The sequence below is a fragment of the Streptomyces sp. HD genome, assembly GCF_028369295.1.
In the GTDB taxonomy this organism is placed as follows: domain Bacteria; phylum Actinomycetota; class Actinomycetes; order Streptomycetales; family Streptomycetaceae; genus Streptomyces.
This window is the reverse complement of the sequence record NZ_JAQMYP010000081.1, coordinates 1-26549: the sequence shown is the minus strand read 5'-3', so window position 1 is coordinate 26549 and position 26549 is coordinate 1. Positions and strand designations below refer to the sequence as shown.

General features: G+C 71.5%; 21 protein-coding genes. 11 read left to right on the top strand and 10 right to left on the bottom strand.

Going from position 1 to position 26549, the window contains the following annotated elements; genetic code table 11:
• Positions 1 to 2: 2 nt before the first annotated feature.
• The 4 genes from POF73_RS42870 to POF73_RS42855 all read right to left on the bottom strand — a co-directional run bounded on the left by POF73_RS42870 (position 3) and on the right by POF73_RS42855 (position 4665).
• Positions 3 to 905, bottom strand: a complete 903-nt coding sequence (locus tag POF73_RS42870) for a carbohydrate ABC transporter permease (RefSeq protein WP_272124838.1) — start codon at positions 903 to 905, stop codon at positions 3 to 5.
• Positions 902 to 1822, bottom strand: a complete 921-nt coding sequence (locus POF73_RS42865) for a carbohydrate ABC transporter permease (RefSeq protein WP_272124837.1) — start codon at positions 1820 to 1822, stop codon at positions 902 to 904. Before POF73_RS42865 ends, POF73_RS42870 begins: the two co-directional genes overlap by 4 nt.
• Before the next feature lie 116 nt (positions 1823 to 1938).
• Positions 1939 to 3267 (bottom strand): extracellular solute-binding protein, encoded by a 1329-nt coding sequence (locus POF73_RS42860; protein WP_272124836.1) that lies wholly within the window; start codon positions 3265 to 3267, stop codon positions 1939 to 1941.
• 276 nt (positions 3268 to 3543) lie between these two features.
• A complete protein-coding gene (locus POF73_RS42855) occupies positions 3544 to 4665 on the bottom strand; it encodes an ROK family protein (protein ID WP_272124835.1) in 1122 nt (373 codons plus the stop codon).
• A gap of 309 nt (positions 4666 to 4974) precedes the next feature.
• Between POF73_RS42855 and POF73_RS42850 the strand changes: the two genes are divergently transcribed.
• The 5 genes from POF73_RS42850 to POF73_RS42830 all read left to right on the top strand — a co-directional run bounded on the left by POF73_RS42850 (position 4975) and on the right by POF73_RS42830 (position 11436).
• The gene (locus POF73_RS42850; RefSeq protein WP_272124834.1) at positions 4975 to 5874 is read left to right on the top strand and encodes an N-acetylglucosamine kinase; all 900 of its coding nucleotides are present in this window, start codon (positions 4975 to 4977) and stop codon (positions 5872 to 5874) included.
• Between the two features lie 188 nt (positions 5875 to 6062).
• Positions 6063 to 7985 (top strand): phosphatase PAP2 family protein, encoded by a 1923-nt coding sequence (locus POF73_RS42845; protein ID WP_272124833.1) that lies wholly within the window; start codon positions 6063 to 6065, stop codon positions 7983 to 7985.
• Between the two features lie 220 nt (positions 7986 to 8205).
• On the top strand, positions 8206 to 9756 hold the full coding sequence (locus POF73_RS42840) for a phospholipid carrier-dependent glycosyltransferase (RefSeq protein WP_272124846.1): 1551 nt from the start codon (positions 8206 to 8208) through the stop codon (positions 9754 to 9756).
• An 80-nt stretch (positions 9757 to 9836) separates the two neighbouring features.
• Positions 9837 to 10760: a MurR/RpiR family transcriptional regulator gene (locus POF73_RS42835; protein ID WP_272124832.1), complete on the top strand. Its 924-nt coding sequence runs from the start codon at positions 9837 to 9839 to the stop codon at positions 10758 to 10760.
• A gap of 307 nt (positions 10761 to 11067) precedes the next feature.
• On the top strand, positions 11068 to 11436 hold the full coding sequence (locus POF73_RS42830) for a hypothetical protein (RefSeq protein ID WP_272124831.1): 369 nt from the start codon (positions 11068 to 11070) through the stop codon (positions 11434 to 11436).
• Between the two features lie 4 nt (positions 11437 to 11440).
• Here the strand turns inward: POF73_RS42830 and POF73_RS46110 are convergent, their stop codons facing one another.
• The 3 genes from POF73_RS46110 to POF73_RS42815 all read right to left on the bottom strand — a co-directional run bounded on the left by POF73_RS46110 (position 11441) and on the right by POF73_RS42815 (position 14043).
• Positions 11441 to 12226: a cellulose binding domain-containing protein gene (locus tag POF73_RS46110; RefSeq protein ID WP_334313672.1), complete on the bottom strand. Its 786-nt coding sequence runs from the start codon at positions 12224 to 12226 to the stop codon at positions 11441 to 11443.
• Positions 12227 to 12335: 109 nt separating this feature from the next.
• Positions 12336 to 13169 (bottom strand): hypothetical protein, encoded by an 834-nt coding sequence (locus POF73_RS42820; protein ID WP_272124830.1) that lies wholly within the window; start codon positions 13167 to 13169, stop codon positions 12336 to 12338.
• Positions 13170 to 13350: 181 nt separating this feature from the next.
• Positions 13351 to 14043: a TetR/AcrR family transcriptional regulator gene (locus POF73_RS42815; RefSeq protein WP_272124829.1), complete on the bottom strand. Its 693-nt coding sequence runs from the start codon at positions 14041 to 14043 to the stop codon at positions 13351 to 13353.
• A 53-nt stretch (positions 14044 to 14096) separates the two neighbouring features.
• Between POF73_RS42815 and POF73_RS42810 the strand changes: the two genes are divergently transcribed.
• Positions 14097 to 15215: an FAD-dependent oxidoreductase gene (locus tag POF73_RS42810; RefSeq protein ID WP_272124828.1), complete on the top strand. Its 1119-nt coding sequence runs from the start codon at positions 14097 to 14099 to the stop codon at positions 15213 to 15215.
• A gap of 329 nt (positions 15216 to 15544) precedes the next feature.
• The gene (locus POF73_RS42805) at positions 15545 to 17128 is read left to right on the top strand and encodes a TIGR03086 family metal-binding protein (protein ID WP_272124827.1); all 1584 of its coding nucleotides are present in this window, start codon (positions 15545 to 15547) and stop codon (positions 17126 to 17128) included.
• Between the two features lie 85 nt (positions 17129 to 17213).
• Here POF73_RS42805 and POF73_RS42800 read toward each other — a convergent pair whose 3' ends face one another.
• From POF73_RS42800 to POF73_RS42790, 3 genes are all read right to left on the bottom strand, one after another.
• Entirely contained in the window at positions 17214 to 17480 is a 267-nt protein-coding gene (locus POF73_RS42800) for a Tn3 family transposase (protein ID WP_272124826.1), read from the bottom strand.
• Between the two features lie 87 nt (positions 17481 to 17567).
• Positions 17568 to 18779 (bottom strand): helix-turn-helix domain-containing protein, encoded by a 1212-nt coding sequence (locus tag POF73_RS42795; protein WP_272124825.1) that lies wholly within the window; start codon positions 18777 to 18779, stop codon positions 17568 to 17570.
• A gap of 11 nt (positions 18780 to 18790) precedes the next feature.
• Positions 18791 to 18988 (bottom strand): hypothetical protein, encoded by a 198-nt coding sequence (locus tag POF73_RS42790; protein WP_272124824.1) that lies wholly within the window; start codon positions 18986 to 18988, stop codon positions 18791 to 18793.
• 220 nt (positions 18989 to 19208) lie between these two features.
• On the opposite strand from POF73_RS42790, the gene POF73_RS42785 reads away from it, so the two are divergent.
• The 4 genes from POF73_RS42785 to POF73_RS42770 all read left to right on the top strand — a co-directional run.
• Positions 19209 to 20174 (top strand): DUF3068 domain-containing protein, encoded by a 966-nt coding sequence (locus tag POF73_RS42785; RefSeq protein WP_272124823.1) that lies wholly within the window; start codon positions 19209 to 19211, stop codon positions 20172 to 20174.
• 224 nt (positions 20175 to 20398) lie between these two features.
• Positions 20399 to 21742, top strand: a complete 1344-nt coding sequence (locus POF73_RS42780; protein ID WP_272124822.1) for a glycosyltransferase family 4 protein — start codon at positions 20399 to 20401, stop codon at positions 21740 to 21742.
• On the top strand, positions 21735 to 22508 hold the full coding sequence (locus POF73_RS42775; RefSeq protein ID WP_272124821.1) for a class I SAM-dependent methyltransferase: 774 nt from the start codon (positions 21735 to 21737) through the stop codon (positions 22506 to 22508). The genes POF73_RS42780 and POF73_RS42775 overlap by 8 nt, the downstream gene beginning before the upstream one ends.
• Positions 22505 to 26549 (top strand): alpha-(1->3)-arabinofuranosyltransferase domain-containing protein (locus POF73_RS42770; protein WP_272124820.1); only part of this gene is annotated, 4045 nt, incomplete at its 3' end. The genes POF73_RS42775 and POF73_RS42770, both read left to right, overlap by 4 nt.

Below are 26549 nucleotides of genomic sequence, written 5' to 3'. Positions count from 1 at the left end.
GGTCAGTCCTTCAGTCCGGCGTTGATGTCGGCGCCCATGACGTAGCGCTGGAAGACCAGGAAGATGGCGATCAGCGGGATCATGGAGATGACCGATGCGCCGAGCAGGACCGACCAGTTGATGTTCTGCGCGCCGACGATGCTCTGGATGCCGATCTGCACGGTGAACTTGTTGGGGTCGTTGAGCATCAGCAGCGGCCAGATGTAGTCGTTCCACCGCCACTGGAAGGACAGGATGGCGAGGGTCAGCATGATGGGCCGGGAGAGCGGCACCATGATCCGCAGGAAGATCGACAGCTCCTTGGCGCCGTCGATGCGTGCGGCTTCCACGAGTTCGTCGGGAACCGTCAGGAAGAACTGGCGGAACATGAAGCATCCGGTCGCGGTGAGCACGGCCGGGAGGATGATGCCGGCGAACGAGTTGTAGAGGCCGAGGTTGCGGACCACCAGGAACTCCGGGGCGAGCATGACCTCGCCCGGCAGCATCGTGGTGGCCAGGATGCACAGGAAGAAGGCCTTGAGCCACTTGTTGTCGTACTTGGCCAGCGCGTACCCGGTGCAGCAGCTGACACCCACCGTGAGGATCGTCGTGATCACGCACACGATGGCCGTGTTGATGAAGTACTGGGAGAAGTTGGCGCTGTCCCACGCTGCCTCGAATCCCGACAGGGTGGGGTTGTGCGGGACCAGTGTCAGCGGATAGGAGAACAGGTCACTGGCCGGCTTGAGGGAGCTGAGGATGAACCACAGCACCGGAAACCCGTACAGGCACGCCATGATCCACAGCAGTGTCGTCGCGGACACCGCCTGCCGGAGCCCACCGGTGGTCGTCTTGCGGGGCCGCTTCTTGGAGACTCGCCGTCCGGAGTCGACGTCGGCCGGGCGCGGGATGTCTGTGGTTGTCATCGGTTCTCCACCCGCCGGTTGACGATCAGCTGGATGATCGCGACTGCCATCAGGATGAGCATGAGCACGAACGACGCGGCGCTCGCGTAGCCGATCTGGCCCCGTTTGAAGCCGGTCTCGTAGATGTACTGGACGAGCAGGTTGTTCGACGTTCCGGGTCCGCCGTTGTTGAGGGCGACGAACACCGGGTATTCCTTCATCGCGTTGATCGTGTTGAGCAGGATGACGATGAACGAGGTGGGCGCGATGCTCGGCAGGGTGATGCTGAAGAACTGGCGCCAGGGGCCGGCGCCGTCGAGCGAGGCAGCCTCGTAGTACGACACCGGTACGTTCTTGATCGCCGCGATGAACAACAGCATCGTGAAACCCGTCCAGGCCCAGGCCGCCGCCATCACCACCACGAGCAACGAGAGGTCCGCGTTCGACTGCCACGGAACGGCGTCTCCGCCGAACTTCTCGATGACGTAGTTGACCAGCCCGAAGTTCTCGCCGAACATCCACCGCCACAGGACACCCACGACGATGGGCGACAGCAGCCATGGGATGAAGAAGATGACGCGGGCGACCGACCCGCCCTTGGCGTGCTTGCTCACCACCAGGTTGGCGGCGAGCAGCGAGACCACGAAGTTCAGCGGGACGAAGAGGACGGTGTACAGCACGGTCCTGGTCAGCGCGTCGTAGAACGTGGAGTCCCCGAACAGGTTGTGGTAGTTGTCCAGCCCGACCCACTGGAACACCCCCACGCCCGTGTAGTTCGTGAAGGAGTAGAGGAGCCCGATCACCGCCGGCCAGACGAAGAACAGCCCGAAGAGCACGACGTTGGCCGCGATGAGGACGAGCGGCGCAAGGGTGTACTTGCTGCGTCTCCTGGGCGGACTCGGCGGGCTCACAGACACGTCCGAGGCGCGTTTTGTCATCTTCCTGACTCCGTGCTGGTGGATTGGGTTGCGATGGGCTCACGCCATGAGCCCGGCATCACGTGGGAGTCCAGGGCCGGGCGGCGGCGTCGCACTCCGCCGCCCGGCCCTGGGGCCTACGAGGCGCCGCCGACCTGCTGGTTGTAGCCGGCCACGATGTTCTCCAGGGCCTTGTCGGCCGACTGCTGGCCGTTGATCGCCTTGCCGAGCTCCGTCTTGGTCGGGTCCTCGGTGAGGCTCTTGCCCTTCAGCACCCAGTTCGTCTGCGCGCTGTTGAAGTAGCCGGAGATCGGGGCGTAGAGCGGGATCGACTCGTTGTACAGCTTGAACGCCGCCTGCGCCGCCTCGGACTTGAAGGGGTACTTCGGGTTCAGACCGCTCTCGACCGGCAGGAACCCGGACGTCTCGCACAGCACCTGGTAGTGGGCCGGCTCGTACAGCCAGGACAGGAACTTCGTCGCGGCCTTGGCCGCCTCGCCGTTGTTATTGAAGCCGACCGTCATGCCGCCGCTGTTGACGTCGCTGGCCTGGACCGGCTGGGCGGGGGTCGGGACGCTCGCCCACTCGAACTTCTTGATGCTGTCCGAGAAGGCGGCAACCTGCCACACGCCGGACCAGTAGGCGACCACGTTGCCGCTCTGGAACATGGCCGACGGGTCGGCGCCGCTGGTCCACACCGACTTCGGCATGGTCTTGTCGTCGTTCCATCCGACGAAGGTGTTCACGGCCTTCTTGGTCGCCGCGTCCACCGAGAACTTGCCGGAGGAGTCCGCGTGGACGTACTTCCCGCCCATCTCGTACACCATGGCGCGCAGCCGGGACGGCGACTGGTCGAAGGTCAGGGAGTACTTGGCGCCGGTCTTCTCACGGACCTTGTTCGCCGCCTTCATGAAGTCGGTCCAGGTCCAGGTCTTCTGGGGCGAGGTCGGGAAGGAGACGCCGGCCTTCTCGAAGAGCGTCTTGTTGATGAACAGGCCGGACGCGGTGACGTCCGAGGGGATGGACAGCACCTTCCCGGAGGAGTCCTTGGCGAGGAAGTTGGCGTTGATCTTGTTGGTCTTGTTGTTGGCGATGGAGCTGAGGTCGATCAGCTTGTTCGACCAGATCGGGTCCAGCGCCGGAACGGCGGCCACGTCGGGCAGGGAGTTCGCCTGCGCGGCGTTGTGCAGCTTCGTCGGGTAGCCGTCGTAGGGGATGTTGACGAGCTTGACGTCGACGCCGGCTTCCTTCTTGTACTGGGCCACCAGCTTCTTCCAGCCCGCGTCCTGCCCCGGAACCGTGGAGATCCAGAACGTCAGCGACTTGGAGGTCCCGCCCGAGTCGGATCCCGACCCGCAGGCGGAGAGCAACAGGGCACCTGCCGTGGCCACGGCAGCGAGGGGAACCAGGCGGCGCATACCGCCGCGGCCGAGTCGGCGGGAGCGCCGCACACCCACAGTGGTCATCTTCGATCCCATTTCGTGGTAGGGGACGGAGCACGGCGCCGACCGAGGCGGCACGGGTGCATTTTGCAGGAAAATTCGCTTTCCGGAGGGGGCGGCCTCGCCCGGCCGCGTCGTCCGCGCGGGGCGAGATCCCCGGCCGTCCTGGCCGTCACCGCACGGGCACGCCCTCGTGCGGTTGCCGTACGTCGAGTACGGGCGGGAGGTTCGCCCCAAGCCGGCGTCCCGGCCGACTTAGAAAGCGCTTGTCCGGACATTGGCAGACCGAGTCCGAAACCGTCAATCCTTCGTCCGCGCCGCCTCGGTCACGGTTTGGACTCCTCTGGCGACCGCGAGGCGGGCCGCGCCGACCACGGTGCCGAGATCACCGACCTGGCTGCTGACCACCTCGGTGGGCCAGCTCAGCCGCTCCAGCTCGGCCCGCACACCGGGCAGGAGCTGCGGAAACGCGCCGGTGCTGCCGCCCAGCACGAGCAGTCCCGGGTCCAGTACGGCGGTCACGGCGGCGGCCAGCCGGCCCACGTCCACGGCATGCCGGTCGACCACCGCACGGGCCGTGGCACTGCCCTTTCCGGCCAGGGCGAAGAGCTGCTCGGCCGTGCGGGGGCAGCTGCCGCCGGTGTCCGGCCAGGCCTCGGCGGCCCGACGCAGCAGGGAGCAGGCCCCGATGTACTCCTCCAGGGCCTCGTGGCGGGGCTCCAGGTCGTCGTCCCACGGGTAGGGCAGCCTGGCGAGCTCTCCCGCAGCGCCGTTGGCCCCGGCCAGCACCTGTCCTCCTACGACGATGCCGAGACCGATACCGACGCCGATCCGCAGGTAGCCGAAGGTGTGACGGCCGCGAGCCGCTCCCTCGTGCAGTTCCGCGAGCGCGGCGCAGTTGACGTTGTTCTCCAGATGGACGGGCACTCCGGGCGGCAGGGCGACGGCCACCGCGTCGAAGAGGGGGCCCGCCTTGGCCGTGGCGGGACGCATCCGCTGCGGCGGGGTCACGTCGCCGACGGCCACGACGATGGTGCGCAGCGGGGCATCCGCGGGCAGCGCGGAGAGCGCGTCCCGCACGACATCGGCGGCGTCCTCCCGGGGACCGGTCGCCTCGGCGAGCAGGCTGCCGTCCAGGGCGCAGCCGCGCACCCGGGTGAGGGCGGGGCCGAGGTCGACGGCGAGCACGGCGCCCGCGGCCGGGCCGAGGCGGTAGACGGCGGCACTGCGGCCCGTCCCGCCGGAGGAGGTGCCGGAGTGCGCGGCGAGGTGGACGCCCTCCAGTTCGGCGACGGCGGAGGAGACCGTCGGCTTGGACAGCCGCGCGAGGCTCGCGAGCTGCGGCCGGGTCGCGGTGCCGGCCTGGGCCAGCACGGCGAATACGGCGCTCGCGCTCTCGGTCAGACGGGGGGCTCTTACCACGTCGTGTTCCACACTTCCCCCAGGTCACAGGCCGCTCTCCCGGGCCGATCGGCTCGGCGGGAGGCGGCGATGGGTTGCCCTGGCGTCGCGCGTTCCCGACCCGGACGAGATGCCGGGGAAGCCGAGTGCGCGACGCCTATTGACACGCACTGTACTTCGTTAGTTAACTTCCTAACGAACGTCACGGTACTCGCCTGCCGTGGTCCGTCCAGAGGCCCGTCCCGGGGCTTCTCTAGCTCTGCAACTGCCCTTCCTCCAGGCACGGTTTCGCCCGCCGTCGCAGCACAGCGCAACGACGAAAGAGGATCCGTGCAGGACTCCGCACCCTTGGTGGTCGGCATCGACGTGGGCGGCACCAAGACGCATCTCCGGGCACTCAGGGGCGACACCCCGGTGGCCGATCACGTCCGTACCAGCAGCGGCTGGCGGCCGCACGACCCCGTGGCCGCCGCCGGCTGGCTCGCCGCGCTGGTCGCCGGCGCCCTGCCGAAGGGGGCGCGCCCGTCCGCCCTCGCCGTGGGCGGGCACGCCTGTGAGACTCCTCGCCAGTGCTCCCAGATCCGCACCGCTCTGCAACTCCACTTCGACGCGCCCGCGTCGGTGGTGGGCGACGCCGAACTGCTCGTCCCCGCCGCCGGGTTGGACAAGGGGGTCGGCCTGGTCGCCGGGACCGGTTCGGTCGCGGTGGGGCGGCTGGCCGACGGCACGCCCGTCCAGGTCGGCGGCTGGGGCGCGGTCCTCGGCGACGAGGGCGGCTCCGCGGGCCTCGTGCGCGAGTCCGCGCGCGCCGTGTGGGCGGCGCACGACCGCGGGGAGGAACCCGACCCACTGGCTCGCGGGCTCGTCGACTCCTTCGGCGTCACCGAAGTACCCGCGCTCGGCGCGGCGCTGGAAGGCGCCAAGGACGTGTCCGCCGAGTGGGGCCGGCACGCCCCGGTCGTGTTCGCGGCCGCCGAGGCCGGTTCGGAGCTCGCCCGTGCGGTGATCGCCGAGGGCGGGCGTTCGCTGGCCGCGCTCGTCACCCGGCTCGCGGCGCGCGGGGTCGCGGTGGACGACGTCGTGGTCGCCGGCAGCACCGTTCTCGCCCAGCCCGTCCTGTACGACGCGTTCGCCGCCGCTCTCGCCGAGAGCGTGCCCGGGGCCCGGCCGCGGCCGTTGCGGCTGCCGCCGGTCGAGGGTGCGGTGGCGCTCGCCCGTTCACTTGTGTGACACCTGCCGGACGCCGGGCCATCCCGAGTCCGACACAACCCGCCCGTAGATCTTCGACCGTACGACTCGGCCCCAAGCGCTTTCATACGGCTCATGCGTCTCACGCCTCGCGTGCCGCACCCGGGGTCGGGTCGTTCGTTTCGATCTCCCCCCCGGCCGTACGGCCGAAGAGCTCAAGAGAGGCACTCATGCCGTCAACCGCCGGACGCCACACCACCTCGCCCATGAACAGAAGGCGCTTTCTCCTGACCTCCGTGGGCAGCGGTGCGGCCCTGGTGGCCGTCCCCGCGTTCGCCGGCTGGCTTCCCTCCGCGGACGCCAAGGCCGCCGTGAACGCCGCCGCGTTCGTGGACGACTACAAGACGAACGTCGTCGCGAACCAGACGCCCGAGACCAATGCGGTGGTCCGCGTCCTCGGCGGCTTCGCGAGGGTGTGGAAGACCGGCGGCGCCTGGAACACCGGAACGCCGCTCATGCCCGAGGTGCTGCGCGCCAACATGCGCTACTGCGCCCGGATCACCGCCGCCCGCACGGACGCCCAGGCGAAGGAATCGTTCATCATCGACCGCCAGCACCAGAGCTACTCGGTGATCGCCGGGCTGGGTCCGCTGGCCGAGCTGTACAAGTCCGGGGCCAAGGCGGTCACTTCGATCACCAGCGCGCCCGACGGCACGCCCGCCGGGAAGATCAGCGACGCCCTGCCCGCCGACGCGCCGGCCGGTTCCGCGATCGGCGCGGGGTCGTACGACTCGGAGCTCGGCAAGGTGGCGAAGCTCGTCGACACCGTGCGCGGTCCCTTCGCCTCCGGCAACCCGGCGAAGTTCGCCTTCCAGTACCCGCGTCCGTGGCGGATGAACGAGGACAGCGAGGTCGTCGACACGGGGAAGAAGGACGCGTTCGGCTTCCCGGTCTACGAGTCGCAGGTCGTCGTCGCCCCGCAGCTGCTGCGGCAGCGCGGTGAGACCGCGGCCGATGACGGCGGCTTCCCCAGCGGGCACACCAACGCCCTGCATCTGGCGGCCCTGGCGTACGCCTACGCCGTGCCCGAGCGTTTCCAGGAGCTGGTGACCCGGGCCTTCGAACTCAGCCACACCCGCATCGTGGCGGGCATGCACTCCACGGTCGACGTCCTCGGCGGCCGCGTCATGGCCACGGCCCTGGCCGCCGCCGCCCTCGCCGACCCGGCCAACGCGGACCTCAAGACCGCGGCTCGCGCCCAGGCCCTGGCGTACTTCACGCAGCGGACCGGCTCGACGTCCGACACCCTCTACGCCTACGCCCACGCGGCCGGCACCGCCACCGACCCGTACGCCGACCGGGACGCCAACGCCCGTACGGTCACGCCCAAGCTGACCTACGTGCTGACCCGGCAGGGCCGCGACGAGCCGCTGACCGTGCCGAAGGGCGCGGAGGTGCTGCTGGAGACGCGCCAGCCGTACCTGACCGCCGCCCAGCGCCGCGAGGTGCTGCGGACGACCGCGCTGCCCGCCGGGTACGTGCTGCTGGACGGCTTCGAGCAGTGGGGCCGGCTGAACCTGTTCGCCGCGGCGGACGGTTACCGCGCCTTCGACTCCGGCGTGACCGTCACGCTCGACGCGGCGGCCGGTGGCTTCGGCGCGGCCGACACCTGGCGCAACGACATCCGCGGCGAGGGCGGCCTGACCAAGCGCGGCACCGGCACGCTCACGCTGACCGGCCACAACCGCTACCACGGCGGCACGGTGGTCGAGGACGGAGTGCTGGTCGCCGGGTCCGCGAACGCGCTCGGTCAGGGCGATGTGCGGGTCGTGGGCGGCACGCTGCGCGCGGACAAGGTGCTGCGGGTGTGCGGCTCCTACGTCCAGGAGGGCGAGTCGAGCCTGGAGCTGCCGGTGCGCAGGAGCCACGGCCCGGCGCTCGAAGTGTCCGGCCGGGTGGTGCTGGGCCGGGGCAGCGTGCTGTCCCTGCGGCTCGATGCCGAGCGCCCGCCGGTCGCGGGGACCACGGTCCCGGTCATCGAGGCGCAGCGGCTGCGCGGCCAGTTCGACGAGGTGGAGCTGAACTCCGACACGCTGCGGGCCGTACCCGTCTACACGACGGAAGGTCTGTCGGTACGACTCCTCAAGCGGTAGCGGCGTCCCGGGCGGGAGCTGATGCAGAGTAGGCCCCATGGGTCGGCTCCGGATCAGCTTCCGCGACCGTGGGGCCGACGGCACCGCGGAGCGGATGATGACGCTCGAACAGCACTCGGCCCCGGCCCCGGCCCCGGAGACGCTCCCGGACGCACGCCCCGCGCAGCGGCCTGCCTGGCGCCGGCTCGTGCCGCTCCTGGTGGTCGTGCTGCTGGGCCAGATGGCCGTCGCGATGGTCACCACCGCCGTCCAGCAGACGCCGACGATCGACGAACCCGTGTACGTGGGCACGGCGGCCGAGTACCTCCACGAGCACCGCGTGGTCCACAACCCCGAGCATCCCCCGCTCGGCAAGCTGGTCGTCGCCGTCGGAGTGGCGCTCGCCGATCCGCGGGTCGACGCGTCCTTCACCGGCGATCAGGGCCGGTTGGGGCGGCATCTGCTGTACGAGTCCGGGAACGACCCGTGGCACGTGATGCTGTTCGCCCGGCTGCCCGTGATCGTCCTGACGCTCGGGTTCGGGCTGATCGTGTTCGCCTTCGCCCGTGAACTCGCCGGACCGGTGGGAGGGTTGGCGGCGCTCGGGTTGTACGCCTTCTCCCCCGACGTCATCGCGCACGGCTCGCTCGCCACGCTGGACGTCCCCGCGGCCGGGTTCGTGCTGACGTCGGCCTGGCTGCTGTGGCGGGCCCGTCAGCGGCCCCGGCTGTACGTGCCCCTGGCCGGGGTGGCGCTGGGTGCGGCCCTGGCGACGAAGATGAGCACGCTGGCGGTGGTCCCGGTGCTGGTGGCGCTCGCCGCACTGTCGGTATGGAGCGCGCGACCGCCGTCCGGGTCCCGGCGCCGGGCACTCGGGCGGGCAGCGGCCGGCGCGGGTGTCGTGGCACTGGTCGCGATCGCCGTCGTGTGGGCGTCGTACCTGGTGGTCGACCCGCGGCTGCGCTGGGCGCCGGAGCAGCCGGTGCCCGATGTGCACGGGCTGCGGGGCCTCGCCGTGGATCTGCTGCCGTTCCCGGAGGCGTACCGGGACGGGATGCGGGTCCAGTTCGACTTCGAGGACTACCCGTGGCAGGGCTTTCTGTTCGGGCGGCTCTACACGGGTTCGCTCTGGTACTACCTGCCGGCCGCGCTGCTGGTGAAGACGCCGCTGGGCATGCTCGTCCTGTGGGTGGCGGGGGTCGTGGCGCTTGTGGCGGTACGGCGGCTGTGGCCGGTGGCGCCGTATCTGCTGGTGCCCACGGCCGTGCTGCTGGCCGCGGCCATGCTCGGGTCGCGGGACTTCGGCACGCGGTACGCGCTCTTCGTGCCGATGTTCCTGGCGGTGGCGGCGGGTTGTGTGCTCGCACTGGGCAGGCGATGGGTGCCGCGCGCGGCGGGTGTGCTGGTGCTGTTCGTCGCGGTCAGCTCGCTGCGGACGTATCCCTACTACCTGCCGTACTCCAACGAGGCGTTCGGCGGGCCGGAGAAGACCCATCTGCGGCTGCACGACTCCAACGTGGACTGGGGGCAGGACCTCGGACGGCTGGCCGACCGGCTGCGCGAGCGGTACCGGGGCGAGCGGGTCTGGCTCGTGTACAAGGGCAGCGGGGTGCCGTCCTTCTACGGCGTCCGCGCCGCCGATCCGCGCAGGGTGCCCGTCCGCGAGGTGCGCGGGCTGCTCGTCGTGTCGGACTCCGCGGCGGCCAAGGCCACCGGGCGGCTGGCCGAACTGATCGACGGCAGCCGTCCGATCGACATGGTCGGCCATTCGATGACGATCTATCGCCGGTGAGCCCTGCCCGGGGAACAGCCCTGGTCGGCAGGGTGCGTGAGCTATGTTGAAGCACTGTGGGAGACAAAGAAGGCGCACCGGTGTCGTCGGCTCAGCAGGCACGCGCACAGGCATCCGCCATCACCTCGGGAAAGACGGTTCCGGAGGCCGAGGCGTCCCCGACCTCCCAGCTCAGGGCGCTCTTCGACCAGCCGAGGCTGTCGCCCGGGCAGCGGCGTATCGCCCAGTACCTGATCGAGCACATCACCGAGGCCGCGTTCCTTTCGATCACCGATCTCGCGGAGCGGGTCGGCGTGAGCCAGCCGTCGGTGACGCGTTTCGCCGCGGCCGTCGGTTTCAGCGGTTACCCCGCGCTGAGGGAGAAGCTCCAGGCGATCGCGCTCGGCAGCTTCGCCGGGGGGACGGCGGCGGCCGAGGAGAACGGCGCCAATGAACTGCAGGCCGCCGTGGACGCCGAGATCGAGAACCTGGAGAACCTGCGGCGCGACTTCGCCGACCCCGACCAGGTGATCGACATCGGCCGCAAGCTGTCGCAGTCGACGCCGCTGACCATCCTCGGGCTGCGTATCTCCGGGTCCCTCGCCGAGTACTTCGCCTACGCCGCCCGCCGTATCCACCCGGACGTGCGGCTGGTGACCCGGGGCGGCAGCGTCGCCTACGACGCGCTGCTGCAGTCGCGCGAGGCCGGCGGCACCTGGGTGCTGGCCTTCTCCATGCCGCGGCACGCGCAGGAGACGCTCACGGCCGTACGGGTCGCGCGCAGCGCCGGGCTCAAGGTCGCCCTGATCACCGACCTGGCGCTCGGCCCGGTGGCCGACACCGCCGACGTCGTGTTCGCCACCGGCACCGGCTCCCGCCTGGTCTTCGACTCCTACGCGGCGCCCGGTGTGATGGCCGCCGCGCTGCTGCAGGCCATGACCGACGCCGACCCGGAGCGGACGCAGGCGCGGCTGGAGGAGTACGAGCACATCTCCGACCAGCACCAGTTCTTCCTGCGGGACTGATCCCTCGCTCCGTCCGCCGTCACGGCCGCACCACACTGCCTTCAAACCGGGCCACAGGGGCACCATTCAGATCAAAGCGCGCATGAATGTTTTCATGCGCCTTGCAAAGCGGACGGCATATATAAATACTGCTCACGCGTCACCCCGGACACCCGAAGCCGCCGTCTCCTACCCGCGTCGGCGCCCCGGTTGTCCGGCGGGCCTCGTTCCGTGCGATGGCCCTTGGCGGCCCCGGTCATCCCCTAGGCCGGGGCCGCCCGCCCCTGTCGGACACCCTCCCGACGCCGCACACCGGAAGCGACGATCCATGCAACTGACGACCACGCGCATCAGCTCCGACTGGCCGTGCCAGGTCAAGCAGCCCGGTTCCTACGACTGGGAGCGCTCGGCGGCCAAGTGGCTGCGCGAACTGGTACCGGCCCGCTACGCCAGTTACCCGGCGCTGATCCGCCACCCCGTGCTGCTCGCCCGCCACGCCCAGATCCAGGTCCAGAACGAGATCCGGGTCGCGCGCACCGCGCTGCAGACCGCGCGGGCCGACCTGCCGGCGCTGGGCATGCCGGAGTCGGTCATCGAGCACACGATCAAGCTGTACGCGGCGGAGGTCATGCAGTTGCAGCACATCGCCCGCAGCGTGCGCGCAGTGTCGCAGGCACTGGTCGACCACGGGCGCTGAGCCCTCACTCCGCCCCGGCCGTCGCCGCGCAGGTGACCTTCGCCGACGGTTCCCCGGTCGAGTCCGAAGTGGCGGCGAGGAAGCCGAAGGTGACGCTGGCTCCCGGTGCGAGGGTGCCGTTCCAGGACGCGTTGGAGACCGTCGCCCTGCCGTCCGGAGTGTTGGAGAGGGTGCCGTCCCAGACCTGGGTCAGGCGGACCCCGTCGGGCGGTACGACGGTCGCGGTCCAGCCGGAGGCCGAGGACGCGGGCGCGTTGGTCACCGTCACCTCGCCCTGGAAGCCGCCCTGCCAGCTGTTGACGGTCCGGAAGGCCGCCGTGCAGACGGGAGGGTCACCCGGCTCGCCCTCCCCGCCGGGTGCGTCCGGCTCGGCGGGCACGGGTTCGGCCGGTGCGGACGCGGACGGGGCCGGGGCCGGCTCCCGGCGGGCCGCGGAGTCGTCGTCACGGCCGGTCAGCAGGAGAGCGCCGCCGAAACCGACGACCGCCGCCGCCGTCACGGCGACCGCGATGGCAGTCCGGCGGAATCCGGGGCCCGACGCAGCCGGACCGGGGCGGGCGCCGCCGATCCGTGCCTTGCCCATGTCCTCGGGGACGGCCGGGAGTTCCTGTGTCGCGTCCTCGACCACGGGCAGCGCGCCGGGTACGGCCACGGTCTCGTAGCCGGCGTTGTCCTCTTCCCACTCCCGGAACAACTCCGCGAGGGCGTCGGTGCGGCGTGGGCGCAGGACGTGGATCGGTTCCAGGGCCGGACTCTCGTCCGGTTCCTCGGGGTCGGGCCGTGTGGGCACACCGCTCTCCTTCCGTCCCCGTCGGCACGGGGCATCGCCAATCCCCGGGGAGTGATACGGGGTTGGCGTCCCGCCGGTTCAGCGGGGCGCGGTGAGCGTGCGGCCGCGGTCAGGCCTCGGCGGCGAGGAAGCCGTGCAGGGACGCCTTCAAGGCGGCGACAAAGCCGTCGCGTCGCGTGGGGTCCAGGGCGTCCAGCGACAGATACGGGTTGAGGTCCTCCAGCTCGACCAGCAGGAGTTCACCGCCCGGCGCACGACAGGCGTCGACGCGCTGGATGCCATGGGCGATGCCGTTCCAGTCGATGAAGCGCCGGGCGAACTCCAGGTCGGCGTCGGTGGGTTCGTAGGGTTCCAGCTGCCAGCGCCGGTCGGGGTGCGGCGCGTACAGGGCGTACTGGAAGTCGTGGTCCACGAAGCAGAACGACACCTCGTAGGCGAAGTCCACGCAGGGCTGGACGAGGACGCCCCCGTCGGCCGACGCGCGCGCACCCTCCGCGGAGACGATCCGCAGTCCTATGGAGTCGGCGCCCAGTTTGGGCTTGACCACGTAGCGGTCACTCCTGGGCAGGAGGCCCAGATCCTCGGCACGGTCCACGGTGGGGATGACCGGGTAGCCGGCGGTGGTCAGGTCGAGCAGGTACTGCTTGCCGGCCATGTCGGCCTGCCCCGTAAGCGGGTTGTACACCCGCGTCCCGTCGGCGGCGGCACGTCGGCGGAACTCGTCGTACGCCTCCTGGTACGCCAGGACCGGACCGCTGTTGCGGACCACGACCGCGTCGAAGGCGCCCATGAGCGCGGCCGCGTCCCGGGGATGGCACAGGGCCAGGTCGAACTCGTCGCGCAGACGGGAGGTGAGGAAGATGTCCTCGTCGCAGTAGCGGCGCCCGCGTGCCTGGTAGGCCAGGTCGGTGACATACAGGATGCGGGGGCGGGCGGACGGCATGCGGGACTCCTCGGCTGCGGGCGGCAGCCGATCGTACGGCCTCGGGGAAGATCGGTACAGCGGTCGACGCCAAGCCGGTGATCTTGGTCAGGCCGGGGCTCGGAGGGTGGTGACGCGAAGGGTGAGTCGCGGTGCGTGGACACCGACCCGGCCCTCGCCCGCCTTCGGCAAGAGCTGAGCGTCACGCCGGCGGCCCGGTGAGTTTGGCGGCCACGGCGTCGAGGATCCAGTCCAGGCCGGTCGCGAAGGATGTCTCGGCGTCCACGTCCGTGCCGTCGTGCACGGCTTTGGTCAGCGCCGGGAAGCGACCCGTGGCCAGCATCTTGGTCACATGCGGGCCGGAGGCGCGCTGCCAGTCGCGCTTGGACAGGCCCGTGGCACGCTCGGCCCGCAGGTTCGCGATCTCGCGCCTGATCGCGCCGGTGACGTAGGCACTGACGGTCTCCACGGCGCGCATGACGGTGTCGACGTCGGCGAGGCCGTCGAGGGCGGCCAGCTTGGCCTCGGTCACAGCGAGGCCGTTCGGGCCCAGGGTCGGGCGGCCGCCGAGCAGGTCGGCCAGCCATTCGTGCCGGAGAGCGGCCTGCCTGGTGCGGTGGGCGAGGATGCGCAGCGCCTCCCGCCAGTCACCCGGCTGCTCCTCGGGGAGAATCTCGGCCTGGACCTCCTCCACCATGAGGTCGAACAGCTCCTCCTTGGTGGAGATGTATCCGTACAGCCGCATCGGGCCGGCGTTCAGCCGGGCGGCGACCTTGCGCAACGACACCGCCTCCAGCCCGCCCTCGTCGGCCAGCGCGACGGCGGCGGCGACGATCCGTTCCCGGTCGAGCGGCACGGGGCGAGCCGGCGGCTCCGGCCGGTCCCACACAGTCATGGTCACACCGTTCTGTTGCGATGCATCGTATTGCAGAAATACAGTGTATCGACATGAGACATCGTATCGCGGTTGTCGGAGGCGGCCCTGCCGGCCTTACCTTCGCCCGTGTCCTGCACCGCCATGGCTACCCCGTCGCCGTCCTCGAACGCGATCCCGCCCCCGACGCCCGCCCCCCGGGCGGCGCGCTGGACCTGCACGAAGGGCTGGGCCAGCTCGCGCTGGACAAGGCGGGACTGCTGACGGAGTTCCTGGAGCTGTCTCGCGGCGAGGGGCAGGCCATGCGCATCCTGGGCACGGACGGGACCGTCCTGCGCGACTGGCGACCCCGTCCGGATGACCGGGCCAATCCCGAGATCGACCGCGGGCAACTCCGTGACCTGCTACTCGGCCCTCTCGACGTGCAATGGGGCCGGAGCGTGACGCAGGTGGTGCCGGGGACTCGCGACGGCGCAGTGGTCCATTTCGCGGACGGGCGACAGGAGACGTTCGACCTCGTGGTCGGCGCGGACGGCGCCTGGTCCCGGATCCGCCCGGCAGTCTCGCCGGTGACGCCGCACTACACCGGCGTCACCTCGGTCGAGACCTCGCTCGACGACGTCGACACCCGCCATCCCGACCTCGCCCGGTTGATCGGCGACGGTTCCGTGGCGGTGTACGGCGTGAACCGCTCCCTCGTCGCCCAGCGAAACAGCGGCGGCCATGTCAAGGTGTACGCCAAGTTCCGCGCGTCGCTGGACTGGCACGCGAACCTGGACCTGACCGACGACGAGGCCGTGCGGTCGGGCTTGCTGGCCCTGTTCGACGGCTGGGCCGCACCTGTCCTCGACCTCCTCCGCCATGGCACCGCTTTCGTCCACCGCCCCTTCTACGCCCTGCCCGTGTCCCACACCTGGACCCACGTCCCCGGGGTGACGCTACTGGGCGACGCCGCCCACCTGATGCCCCCTTTGGGGGCGGGCGCGAACCTCGCGATGCTGGAGGGCGCCGAACTCGCCGAGTCCATCGCCAGCGGCCCTGGAGATCCGGCCGAGGCCGTCCGCGCCTTCGAGGAACAGATGTGGCCACGGGCCGGCAAGTGGGCGAAGATCACGACGGCCGGTCTGGAACGCCTCGTGAGCCCGGACCCGGCCGAAGCCCTCGCCCTCTTCGACCAAGTCCAGCCATCCTGACCGCCAAGCGCGGGAGCACCAGCAAACCACCGTTGGACGAACGCACGGACGCCTGCACCGAACGCAGCCCTCGCCCCGCCATCCGAAATCCGGATCTCGTGGCCCTCTGCACGGCTGGCGTTCCGGCCGGGGCCTTGCGGTCGGTCGGGAACAGCGGCCCGCGGGTGCGCTCGGCGATGAGGCGAGGCAGCAGCTGGGCTGTGCCTGACTGTCAGTGAATCCACTCCGCAGCCTCGCCCTCGGCGGTGATCTTCCCGCGTTTGTCCGCCTGCGACGGAGCCGTGGGGCTGCTTGACTCTCCCACGAAGGGAGAGTCAAGGGTGGAGCACATGCGTACGGATGAGACGTCGCGGCCCACGTGGAGCATCGGAGCCGTGGCGCGGCAGATCGGGCTGCCGGTGAAAGTGGTCAGGCACTGGTCGGATGTCGGCATTGTGGCACCGGTCGGCCGGACCACGGGCGGTTATCGACGCTATGACACCGCTGGCGTAGCCCGGCTGCACCTGGCTCGCACTCTGCGCGACCTGGGACTGGGGCTCGGTGAGATCCGGGCCGCCCTGGATCGTCAGGACGGGCTTGCCGAGGCGGCGGCCGCGCACGCCGAGGCTCTGGAAACCCAGATCCGCCGCCTGCGGACCCACCAGGCAGTCCTGCGCACCGTCACACGTCGTACCACCCACGAGGGACTCGCTCTGATGACCCGTAATGCCCGCATGTCTCCCGACGAACGCCGCAAGCTGATCCGTGATTTCCTCACCGACACGCTCGGCGACCTGGATGTCCCCCACTTCTACGAGGGGCTCCTCGCCGCCGGCTCCGACCTCCCGGACAACCCGACCGACGAGCAGGTTGAAGCCTGGCTGGAACTGGGCGAGCTGGTCGCCGCCGGGGAATTGCGTCCAGCCATGCGGCGCATCGCGGAATACTCCGCTCGCCATGGACAGGGAGCGCAGAACGCCGCCGTGGCAGAGGAGATGCGCGCACTCACCGACGTCTGGACCGCGCGTGTCCGAACGGCGATGCAGGCCGGCATCGCGGCGGACTCCCCGGCTGCCGACCAGGTCGTCGCGGACATTGTCGCCGCGTGGCTGCCCAGCCGCGCGAACGCCGACCCCGCCGTGACCTCCGACGGCGCCAAGGCACGTGAACTCCTGCACGAGCAGCTCACCGCAGCAGCCGAGCCCGCCGTCGAGCGCTTCTGGCAACTGCTGTGCGTCCTCGGCGGCCGCCCCGCACCCGCCGGGATCGCCGGGGAAGGGCAGTGGCTGATCACCGCGCTGCATGCCGGCCCCGCGCCCGGCGCGCGCGGCGCCCGGCTCGAAGCCCTCTATTCGGACACCACCGACCCCTGGCCAGGGGGTGTCCTGGACGCGTTCACACGCGTCCAGGACACCGTCGCCGCGATCGTGCGCGCAACGGCGCCGGACCAGTTCGGCCTGCCGACTCCCTGCGAGGACTGGACCGTACGAGATCTGCTCGACCATCTGGTGTGGGAGAACATCATCTGGGGCGGCCTGGCTCAGGGCACGCCCCCGGCCGAAGGCCACACCGAGGACCACCTTGGTGACAACCACATCACCGCCTTCGAAACCGCCGCCTCCCAGGCCCGCGATGCCTTCCGCCGGCCGGGCATGCTGGAACGCTCCTTCGGCCGGGCGCCCGGCCGCCGCGTAGTCGAGCAACTCCTCGTCGAACTGCTCGTGCACGGCTGGGACCTCGCGACCGCACTCGGCCACGACCGCGACCTGGAGCCCGACATCGCGCACGCCGCTCTCCCGGTCGTCCGGGAGATCCACGGTGACCTGCCCCGCACCGCCGGCGGGTCCATCGCCCCAGCGCAACCCGCACCCGAGCAGGGCCCGGCCCTCGACCACGTAGCCGCATATCTCGGCCGCCGCATCCCCCACCAGTGACCGGCGTCCACGCGCCCGGATATCGCTCGCGGCGGACAGTTCCAGGCATCAACCAGCTCTGCATGTCCAGGAGCTGCCGCACGATCTACGCGATGTCCAGGGCATTGTGGAAGATCACCGCGTTCGTGAGCAGGGCGTTGAACTTCATCGCCTTCTCCTGCTCGATGGGGTCGTTGTCCGCGAGGACGCCGCGGTCGCCGAAGCCGATCCACTGCGAGAACCGGTTGTACGACTCGACCTCGTTGGTCGCCGCGGTCACCCGCCGACGCAGCGGCGCATCGGAGAGGTAGCGCTCCCCGGTGCCCCTTTGGCCCGTATCCCGGTCACACCCCTCGTAGTTCGGGTTCGCCACCGGGGTCAGGCCGATGTTGCACGCTTCGTGCGTGGACCGGCGACACCGGACAATCGCCAGGTCGACGGAGGTGAGGGCACGGCGCGGTCAGGTGCTCGGGTCGGTGAGTTCTCCGCGCAACCGGCGTGTGCGCAGGACCAGTTCGAGTTCGAAGCGACGGTCGGGGTCGTCGAGGTCGTCGCCCCACAGGTCCCTGATCTGCCGCAGGCGGTTGCGTACGGTCTGGGGGTGGACGCCGAGCCGGGCGGCCACCTCGGGTGCGCCGCCCTGGGTCTGCAGCCAGGCGAGCAGCGTCTCGGCGAGGCGGCGGGCCTGTTCCGGTCCGGCCTCGGTCAGCTGGGCCAGCCGGCGGCGGGCGAGGTCGTCGATCAGTGTCTCGGCGGGGAGCAGCACGAGCGCCTCGGCGTGTTCGCTGCACCGCAGGAGGCGGCCCTGGGGAAGGAGACCCTCCTGGATCATCCGGACGGCGGCCGTCGCCCAGTGCAGCGAGGTGGCGGCCCGGGTCACCGGAACGGCGGGGCCGATGGCTCCGGACCAGCCGCTCAAGGCGCGGTGCAGCCGGTCGACGCGGCCGGGCGCATCGGGGTCAGGGAGCACCAGTCGGGGCTGTTCGCCGTCCATGTCGAGCAGGACCTCGTCACCCAGGGCGGGTGTGACGTACTGCTGGGCGGGACGGAGCAGGACGGCCACGGCGACCTCGTCGGGCAGGGGCCAGTCGACGGCGGCGGCGCGTTCGGCGAGGGCGGCGGACGGGTCGGTGCGGTGCTCGGTGAGGAGGAGGTCGACCAGCAGGCGCTGGCGGCGGATCCGTTCCCCCGCCTGGCCGGCGGCGACCTCGGCGTAGCCGTGCAGGGAGTGGGACACGAGTTCGTCGAGGTACTCGAACGCGGACTCGGCGAGTTCGTACATCGCGGGTGGCGGGATCTCGACCTTCTGCCCGATCTCGGCGAAGCTGCGCCAGGCCAGCCTCACGTTCAGCCGGTAGATCGCCTGGAGGGAGTCCAGACGGCGGCCCTTGAGGGCCTGGTTGCGCCCGAACTCCCGGAAGACCTCGGGGAGTTCACGGGGCCGCTCGATGTCGGTGGTCAGCTGCGCGACGAAGCTCTCCAGGGCGAGCCGGGTCGCCACGAGCGCCTTCGGCTCGCCCGTTTCACCGACCGTCAGCTCCAGGTTGGGGAACTCCTGACGCATGGCCCGCAGGATGTCCTGCGCGATGTCCGGCACCCGTTCCATGGCCAGGTCGGCGAACCGCCGTACCTGGTCCGGCGGGACCCTGTGCCAGGCGGGGGGCGCGGGCACGGCACGACCTCCTAGCGTTCCGCGGCCGGTGTGGGCGGCGCGGACGCAGTGGGCGCGGACCGGTCGGCGGCCTGGTCGGGGAAGGTGACCAGCGGCACGTTCGGCTGCTCGGGAGTGGCGTTCAGGGCGGCGACGAGGCCGAAGGCGGCGCCCGTGGCGAGGGCGGCGGAGAGCAGGCACGTCAGCAGTGCTGCGAGGGTTCTGGGCATGGGGACGAGGAGCCTCTCGGTCGATGAGGTTGTCACCCAGCGTTCCGGCCCGGACCGGCACGATCAGTATTAGGTCACTGTTGACACCGGGTCAATAGCGGCCTAATTTCGCCGTTCATAACTACTTACTCCCCGGTAGGCCCTCTTCGCCCCGGGTGAGCCGGACTGCCCGACACCGTGCGCACAGTCCGCTTCTTTCCGCTGCCACCGGAGTGCCCTCATGCGCCGTACAGCTTCCGTTCTGCCACTGATTTTTCTCGGTTTGGGCGTGTTCGCACTGGTCTTCGGCCAGCTGCTGGACCGGTATGTCGAGCCACGGGTCAAACGCACGCCGGTCGACGTCCAGACGGACTCGGTGCTCACCGGGACAGGGAGCTTTTTCGACACCGGCGCCCTGAAGACCGTGCACGGGAAGCGGATCACGATCACCCGCCGGATCGTGGGCGACGTGGCCGCCGCCGAGCGCAGCGGTAACGCGGTGTGGGACGTCTCCACACAGATCGACACCCCCGCCACGTTGTCGCTGCGGGACCCGCGCAGGTCGCTGCAGTGGACCACCGAGCGCTGGGTCACCGACCGGCGGACCAACGAGCCGGTGCACTGCTGCGGGGAGCAGCCGTCGTTCCGGGGCGACGCCTATCTGAAGTTCCCGTTCGACGTGCACAAACGCACCTACCGCTGGTGGGACGGCGTGCTGGGCGCGGCCGTGCCGCTGAAGTACTCCGGGACCGAGAAGGTCCTCGGACAGTCGGGCTACCGGTTCACCGGAAGCGTGGCGCCCAGGCGGACGGAGGTCACCCGCGAGGTGCCCGGCACGCTGGTGGGGCGGCCGAAGCAGCGGCAGGTGACGGCCGAGGAGTGGTACGCCAACGGCCGGATCGAGCTGGTGGTGGAGCGGCGCACGGGCCGGATCATGAACGCCCGGATCGCACCGAGGATCACGCTGCGCGCACCCGGGGCCCAGCAGGACGCGGTCACGCTGCTGGCGAGCGACCGGCTGGAGTTCACCGAGGCCACCCGCCGCACCCAGGTGGCGCAGACCGCGCGGGACAGCCGCCGGCTGGCGGTGCTGGGCGAGACCGCGCCGACGCTCGCCACGGTCGCGGGCGGTGTACTCACGGCCGCGGGGCTGGCCTTCCTGGTCCGTGAGCGTCGGCGGCGGGCGGCGACGGAGGACTCACAGTGAGCCGACAGCGCTCACAGAGGTGACTGCTCCGGGGGCGTGCGTAGGGGGAAATTGTCACCTTCGTGCGTAGCCAGATCGAACGCTTCATCCGAAAACTTACGTTACCAACCAGTACCTCCGCGTTCTCCCGGAACCGGCCCAACCGTCACACAACGTCCCCGCCCAGCGTGTCTCCCCCGGACGCCCGGCTCCCCACCCCCCTCATTCGACGAGTTGGAGCAACGATGCCCCCGCACGCTTCCTCTCTGCTCTCCGGCCTCGTCCCCGGCCTCGTCCCCGGCCAGGTCTCCGGCCAGGAGGACATCGCCCCCGCTCATCCCCGCGCCGCTCACCGCCGTACTCCCGGCGCCGATGACACGGCCGCCGGATCGTCCCCGTTCCCGCGCCGGATCGTGTTCCTCGCCCGCCGCGATCTGGGCAACCCCGCCGCCGGCGGATCCGAACTGCTCGTCGACCGCATCGCCGACGGACTCACGGCGGCCGGCCACCAGGTCACGCTGCTGTGCGGAGGTCCGGCCGCCCACCGCGACTACCGCGTGGTCTCGGCGGGCGGCGACGCCGGTCATTTCCTGCGCGCCAAGCGGGCGTTCGCCCGCCAGGTCGGGGACTGCGACCTCCTGGTGGAGGTGTGCAACGGCATGCCGTACCTGGCTCCGCTGTGGCACCGCGGTCCGACGCTGTGCCTGGTGAACCATGTGCACACCGACCTGTGGGACATGCGCTACCCGGCTCCGATGGCCCGGCTCGGCCGCCGGCTGGAGCACTGGGCGCTGGCCCGCCCGCACCGCGACAGCCTGACCCTCGCCGTGTCCGACTCCACCGCCGCGGCACTGCGCGCCATCGGTGTCGGGCCGGAGCGGATCAGGGTGGTCCACAACGGCGTGGACGCGCCCGGTCCGCTGCTGCCCAAGGCCGCCGAGCCGCTGTTCGTGGCGGTGGGGCGGTTGGTCGAGTACAAGCGGATCGATCTGCTGCTGCGGCTGTGGGAGCAGGTGCGTCCGGTCACCGGCGGGCAGCTGGTCATCGTCGGGGAGGGCCCCGAGCGGGACCGGCTGCAGGCCATGGCCGGGCCCGATGTGGTGTTCACCGGCCACGTCTCGGAGGCGGAGAAGCACCGGCTGCTGTGCCGGGCGTGGCTGCTGCTGCATCCGTCCCTGGTGGAGGGATGGGGCCTGGTCGTCACCGAGGCCGCGGCGCGCGGCACCCCGGCCGTCGGCTTCGACATACCCGGGCTGCGGGACTCCGTCGTGGACGGGGTGACGGGTGTGCTGGCCGGGGGCGAGAGCTCGTTCGCGGCGGCCTGGTGCGCGCTCGCGCTCAGCCCGCAGCGCCGCGGTGTCATGGGCCGTGCCGCCGAGGCGCGCGCCGAGAACTTCCGGTGGAGCAGCACGGTCCGGCAGTTCCGGGAGGTGGCCGCGGAGGCCTGCCGTACGGGACGGCCCGCACCGGGCTCAGCGCCCGCTCCGCCGCTCCCCCGCGTGGCGCCCGGATCGGCCGTCCCGTCGGCGGCCGGCGGAACCCTGCCGCCGCCCGCCCCGCCGGTGCACGAGGTGACCGCGCATGACTGAGATCGCCGAACGCCCGCTCAGGGACCCGTCCCTGCGCCGCTCGCTCACGCTGTTCCGGGCCTTCCTGCGGGAGCAGTCCGACCCCGACCGCTGCTACTCGCTGCTGGCGCGGGACGCGGTGGCCCAGGTGGCCCGCCACACGGATCTGCGGGGCCGCGTCGTCCTCGACGTCGGCGGCGGACCGGGGCACTTCACCGAGGAGTTCCGCCGTCGGGGCGCCCACGCCTGTCTCTTCGAGCCCGACGCCCGGGAGTTGGGGGCGCGGGGCCGCCCGCCGGAGGGTGCGGTGGTGGCCGACGGCTATCTGCTGCCGGTGGCCGACGGCGTCGCCGACGTGTGCTTCTCGTCGAACGTGCTGGAGCATGTGGCGGACCCGCAGACCTTCCTCAGCGAGATGGTCCGGGTCACCCGGCCCGGCGGGCTGATCTACGTCTCCTTCACCAACTGGCTCTCCCCGTGGGGCGGTCACGAGACCGCGCCCTGGCACTACCTGGGCGCGGACCGGGCACGTGAGCGCTACCGGCGACGCACCGGCCGGGAGGCCAAGCACACCGTGGGCGAGAACCTCTTCCCCCTGCACATCGGCTCCACCCTGCGGCAGGTGCGTGCCCGTGCGGATGTGCGCGTCGTCTCCGCCCGCTCCCGCTACTGGCCGTTCCTCCCGGGTGCCGTCACCCGGGTCCCCGGACTGAGAGAGATCGCCACCTGGAATCTGCTGCTGATCCTGCGTACCGGTCAGGCACCCGCTAGCGAGGCACGCTCATGAGCACCACCGTCCAGGCTCCCGCGCCCGCCGCCCCCGCCTCCGCGCCGCCGGACCGGCCCGTCCAACAGCGTGGACGACGCCTGTTGTTCGGGTTCTGGGCTGCCGTGCTGACGGCCTTCCTCCTGGTGTCGCCGGGGCGGATGACCTTCGAGACGAAGCTCGGCGTGGCCGCCGATCCGCTGCGGTTCCTCGGCGACCTGGGGCAGTTGTGGCACGACCGGGCGGGCTTCGGCGGCATCTCCGACCAGTACGTCGGCTACGCCTTCCCGACGCTGCCGTACTACGCCCTGACGGATCTGCTGCAGCTGCCGGTGTGGCTGGCCGAGCGCCTGTGGCTGTCGATCGTCGTGACCACGGCCTTCTGGGGTGCGCTGCGGCTGGCGGAGCGGCTGGGCGTCGGTTCGTCCGGGACCCGCGTGCTGGGTGCGGTGGCGTATGCGCTGTGGCCGACCTTCACGATCGTGGTGGGCTCCACGTCCGCCGCCGCGCTGCCGGGGGCGCTGCTGCCCTGGGTGCTGCTGCCGCTGACCTCGGCGACGCCGAGCCCGCGCATCGCCGCAGCCCGTTCCGCGCTGCTGGTGCCCTTCATGGGCGGGGTCAACGCCGCCTCAACTCTCGCATCGCTGCTGCCAGTCGGCCTGTATCTGCTGAGCCGCCCCAAGGGTCCCCGACGCCGGGCGCTGCTCGGCTGGTGGCTGCCGGGTGTGGTGCTGGCGACCGCCTGGTGGACGGTGCCGCTGCTGCTGCTGCGCGTCCACGGCGTGGACTTCATGCCGTACGTGGAGCAGGCGGACACCACCACCGCCACCATGTCGGCGACGGAACTGCTGCGCGGTGCGGGCAACTGGGTGGCGTATCTCAACTTCGGCGATGCCTGGCTGCCGGCGGGCTGGACCGTCGCCGCGTCCGTCGTCACCGTGCTCGGCTCGGCGTTCGCCGCCGCGCTGGGCCTGGCGGGCCTGGCCCGCCGGGACGTCCCCGAGCGGCGCTGGCTGCTGCTGACCGTGCTGGCCGTCGCACTGATCGCCCTCGCCGGATACGGCGGCACGCTCGGCGCGCCCTTCCACGACACCGTGCAGGGTTGGCTCGACGGCACGCTGCGGCCGTTCCGCAACATCTACAAGTTCCAGCCGGGACTCGCGCTCGCACTCGCCCTCGGTCTGGCACATCTGACGGCGGTCCTGGCCGAGCACCGGGGCACCCGGGCCGCGCGCGGGCGCCGGTACGTCCCGGTGATCGCCGCGCTCCTCGTGCTGCCGGGGCTGGCGTGGCCATACCTGAACGGCACCGTCCTCCAGCCGGGCGCGTTCACCAAGCTGCCCTCGCACTGGGAGCAGGCCGCCGGCTGGCTGGACGAGCACGCCGCGGACAGCCGTGCCCTCGTCGTGCCGGCCACCGCACACGGCGTCTACACCTGGGGCTCCCCCGTCGACCAGCCCTTCGACGTCCTGGCGAAGACCCGGTGGGCGCAGCGGGACTTCGTGCCGTTCGGCACGGCGGGTTCGCGGCGGGCGCTGGACGCGGTCGAGCAGGCGCTGCTGTCGGGTGGTGAGGTGCCGGGTCTGCGCGCGTATCTGGCCCGGGCGGGGCTGCACGAGGTGGTCGTGCGCAACGACCTCGACCCCGACCAGATCGGCTACGTGCCGCCGCAGACGGTCAGGCGGACCCTGGAGGCCTCCGGCTACCGCAAGGCCGCCGGCTTCGGCCCGCTCATGACCGCCGGACGCATCCCCGCCGACACGCCCGTCCAGGTGCAGGGTCTCTACGCGCGCCTCCAGGCGGTCGAGATCTACGAGCCCGAGGGCGCCGCCGAGCGGCCCAGGCGCGTCGGGATCGCGGCGGCCGGCGACACGGCCGTGGTGAGCGGCGGCCCCGAGGCGCTGCTCCAGCTGTCCGCCGACCCGGCGCTGCGCGACCGGCCCGCCGTGCTGGCCGGGGACGCCCATCCGGGAGTCGACGCCCCTGCGGTCAAGGCCGAGGCCGACGGACTGCGCCGTGCCGACACCCGGTTCGGCCTGGTCAACTCCAACACCTCGTACACCTACACCGCCACCGAGCGGATCCCCTCCGACAGCCTCCAGGACCCGGGCGAGCAGCCGAAGCAGATCCTGCCCGTGCGGGGCACCGGCCACCAGACGACGGCCGTACTGCGCGGTGCCGCGTCGGTGACCGCGTCCAGCAGTGGCAACTGGCTGTTCCAACTCCCGCAGTACGACCCGGTGAACGCCTTCGACGGCGACCCCGGCACCGCCTGGGCCGAAGGCAGCCCGGGCCGACCGTCCGGCCAGTGGCTGCGGGTGGGGTTCACCCGGCCCGTGGATGTGCCGTCCACGCTCCGGCTGACCCCGCTGCCCGCCGACGCCACCCGGCCCGCCACCACCCGGGTACGGATCCGGACGGACCGGGGTTTCGCCGACAGCACCCTGCGGCCGGACGGTGAGCGGCAGTCGGTCCGCGCGCCCGCAGGCCGGGCGAAGTGGCTCAAGGTCGAGATCCTGGGCGCCGAGTCGGCGCGGCCCGGGCTGTCCGGCGCCGGATTCTCCGAGGTGTCGGTGCCGGGTGTGAAGGTCACGCGGCTGCTGGCCCTGCCGACCGACGCCGAGCGCATCGACGCCGACGCGCAGGTGTACTCGCTGCACCGCGGCACCGACCCGGGCGGCCTCGCTCCGGCCTCGGCGGAGGCGGGGCTGCACCGGCAGTTCCACACCCGGGGCGACACGAGCGCGTACGGCGTCTCGGCGTCGGCCGTGGCCGTGCCCGGCGACGAACTGGACCGGCTGCTGGACCGGGTCGCGCCGCAGCAGCGCGAGCGGATCACCGTGTCCGCCGACTCCACGAGCCGCAACGGCGTGGCGCTCGGCGCGCGGAACCTGGTCGACGGCGATCTGACGACGGCCTGGATCGCCGGGGACCGGCCCGTGATCCATCTGAGCTGGCCGGGCAAGCGGAAGATCGACGAGATCGTCCTCGGGGCCGCGGGCGGCCTCTCCGCACGGCCCGAGCAGGTGCGGATCAGCTCGCCGCACGGCACGGCGACGGCCGCCGTGGACTCCGACGGCCTCGCACGGTTCGACGCGATCACCACGGACCGGCTCGACATCACGGTCACCCGGACCGCGCCCCTGACCCTCTACAACCCGGTGGCCGACGAACGGCTCCGGCTCCCGGTGGGCCTGAGCGAGGTGTACGCGCCGGCGCTGGCCGATCTACGGGCCCCGCGGCCGAAGCCGGACGTCCGCTTCTCGCTGCCGTGCGGGCAGGGCCCGGCGCTCGACGTCGACGGCACGCTCCACGCGACGAAGGCATCGGGGCTGGTCAGCGATCTGACGGAACGTCGGCCGGTGACGGTCGAGCTCTGCGGGAAGGAGGCCAACGGCGGGAGCCTGGAGCTGGCCTTCGGCCGGCACCGCGTGGACGCCGACGACGCCGGGCCGCTCGCGCTCACGGACGTCATGCTGTCCCGGGGCGAGCCGCGCGCCCTCTCCGGTACGGCGGACCGCGCCGCCACCGTGCGGAAGTGGAGCGGCGACAGCCGGACCGTCTCCGTGTCCGCCGGGTCGGGCGAGGCGGCGTATCTGCGGACGTACGAGAACGTCAACGACGGCTGGAAGGCCACGCTGAACGGTCGGGACCTCACCCCGGTCCGGCTCGACGGCTGGCAGCAGGCCTGGCTGATCCCGGCCGGCCAGTCCGGCACCGTGCGCATGGTGTACGAGCCCGCGGGGCTGTACCGGGGCGCTCTGATCGGCGGGGCGGTCGGTGTCGCCGCGCTGGTGGCGCTCGCCCTGGTGAGGCGGCGGCCTTCCTCGTCAACCACCGCCGGGGACCGGGGAGTTCCGCCGCAGCCCGGTCCGGTCCTCGGCACGGTGGCGCTGACCGCGGTCGTGGCGCTGGTGGCGGGTCCGCTCGCCCTGGTGGTGCCGGTGCTCGCGCTGGTGGCCCGGCGGTGGCCCGGCGCATTGGTGCCGGTCGCGGCCCCCCCCAAGCCCCACTCTATTAAAAAAAAAAAACACCCCAACACACCCAACAGTATATATTGTA